Consider the following 1,978-nt stretch of genomic DNA (forward strand, 5'->3'; position numbering starts at 1 on the left):
GTCCGCCGCGGCGGCCAGCAGCGGTGTCCGCGGCTGCCAGCCCGGCGAGGTGACCACCAGTTCGGCCGGCTCCCCGCCGACGTCGGGCAGTGCGCCGGTGTGCTCTTCACCCAGCAGGACCTGCCGGGCCCCGACGATCTTCAACGTATCGGCCTTGGCCCGGTTTTCCGCCGTGTCGCTGCCGTCCACGACGACGACGGCGGCGCCCAGTTCGATCAGCGTGTCGGCCGCGGAGAATCCCGACAGCCCGATCCCGGCGACCACCACGCGCAGCCCGGACCAGTCCGCGTCCCAGGAGGTGAGTGCGTCCAGCCGGCTCATGAGCCCAGCACCCATTCGGCGTAGAAGATGCCCAGCGCGGCCGCCACGCACAGCCCGGCGATGATCCAGAAGCGCACGACGACGGTGACTTCGGCCCACCCCTTGAGCTCGAAGTGGTGCTGCAGCGGGGCCATCTTGAAGACGCGTTTGCCGCCGCTGAGCTTGAAGTAGACCACTTGGATGATCACGGACAGCGAGATGATCACGAACAGGCCCGCCATGACCACCAGCAGCAGCTGGCTGCGGGACAGGATGGCGAACCCGGCGATGGCGCCGCCGATCGCCAGCGATCCGGTATCGCCCATGAAGATCTTGGCGGGCGCGGTGTTCCACCACAGGAACCCGATCAGCGCGCCGGCCATGGTTCCTGCCAGCAGCGCCAGGTCCAGCGGGTCGCGTACCTCGTAGCAGACCTCCCCGGGGACCTTGACCGAGCCGCAGCTCTGGTTGAACTGCCAGATCCCCATCAGCATGTAGGCGCCGCAGACCATCACCGATGCGCCCGCCGCGAGCCCGTCCAGCCCGTCGGTCAGGTTCACGCCGTTGGTGGCTGCGGTGACAATGACGTTCGACCAGATGATGAACAGGATAGTGCCGAGTACGGTGCCGCCGAAGGCGAGGTCCAGCCACGGGATGTCACGGGCGAAGGAGATGTTCATCGACGCCGGGGTGCGGCCCATGTTGTCCGGGAAGTTCAGGGCCAGGACGGCAAAGAGGATGCCGACGATGCCCTGCAGCACGATCTTGGCCCAGGCCCGCAGCCCGAGGCTGCGCTGCTTGGAGATCTTGATGAAGTCGTCCAGGAAACCGACCAGCCCCATGCCGGCCATCAGCAGCATGAGGACGCCGGCGGAGACGGTGGGCCCGGAATGCGCTTCCCCGTTCATCATCCACATCATCAGGTGCGTGGCAAAGTAGGAGAGCATCACCGCGGCCACGATGACCACGCCGCCCATGGTGGGCGTTCCGCGCTTGGTGTGGTGCGCCGTCGGGCCGTCGTCGCGGATGAACTGGCCGTAGCCTCTCCGCACCAAGAGCTTGATGAACAAGGGCGTGCCGAGCAGGGACAGGACCAGCGCCAGGGCAGAGCCGATCAGCAGGGCTATCACTGCGCCTGGCCTTCCTGTTGGGTTTCGGGTCTGCGCGCTGCAGCCGGGCCGTCCGTCGACGGATTTCCTGATGCTATCCGGTCGCCCAGGAACCGCAGCCCGGACGAGTTGGAGGACTTGAACAGCACCAGGTCGCCCGGTTCCAGCTTCTCCTCGAGCACCCGGCGGGCCTCCTCGGGCGTGGCGACCCAGAGCGATTCGTCGCCCCAGGAGCCTTCCAACACGGCGGCGTTGTGCATGGCCTTGGCTCCCTCTCCCACCACGATCAGGTGGGAGATGTTCAGCCGGACCACAATCCGCCCGATCGCGTCGTGGGCCTGCACGGAGTCTTCGCCCAGTTCCAGCATTTCGCCCAGCACCGCCCAGGTGCGGCGGCCGCGGCCGAGTTCGGCCAGCGTGCGCAGCGCTGCCCGCATGGATTCGGGGTTGGCGTTGTAGGCGTCGTTGATCACCGTGACGCCGTCGGCGCGCTCGGTGCGTTCCATCCGCCAGCGGCTGGCGGGGCCGGCCCCGTTCAGGCCGGCGGCGATGGGGCTCGGAAGATCACA

2 protein-coding genes and 1 pseudogene are annotated in these 1,978 nt (G+C 67.8%); all 3 read right to left on the bottom strand.

What is annotated here, in order from left to right; genetic code table 11:
* A pseudogene (murD, locus tag AC5RUJ_RS15265) lies at positions 1 to 321 on the bottom strand (UDP-N-acetylmuramoyl-L-alanine--D-glutamate ligase); the annotation flags it as partial.
* A complete protein-coding gene (gene mraY, locus AC5RUJ_RS15270) occupies positions 318 to 1,430 on the bottom strand; it encodes a phospho-N-acetylmuramoyl-pentapeptide-transferase (RefSeq protein ID WP_494023244.1) in 1,113 nt (370 codons plus the stop codon). The pseudogene murD and the gene mraY, both read right to left, overlap by 4 nt.
* A partial coding sequence (locus AC5RUJ_RS15275; protein ID WP_494156141.1) for a glutamate ligase domain-containing protein occupies positions 1,427 to 1,978 on the bottom strand: 552 nt, incomplete at its 5' end. The genes mraY and AC5RUJ_RS15275, both read right to left, overlap by 4 nt.

Source organism: Arthrobacter sp. Y3223164 (assembly GCF_059091005.1).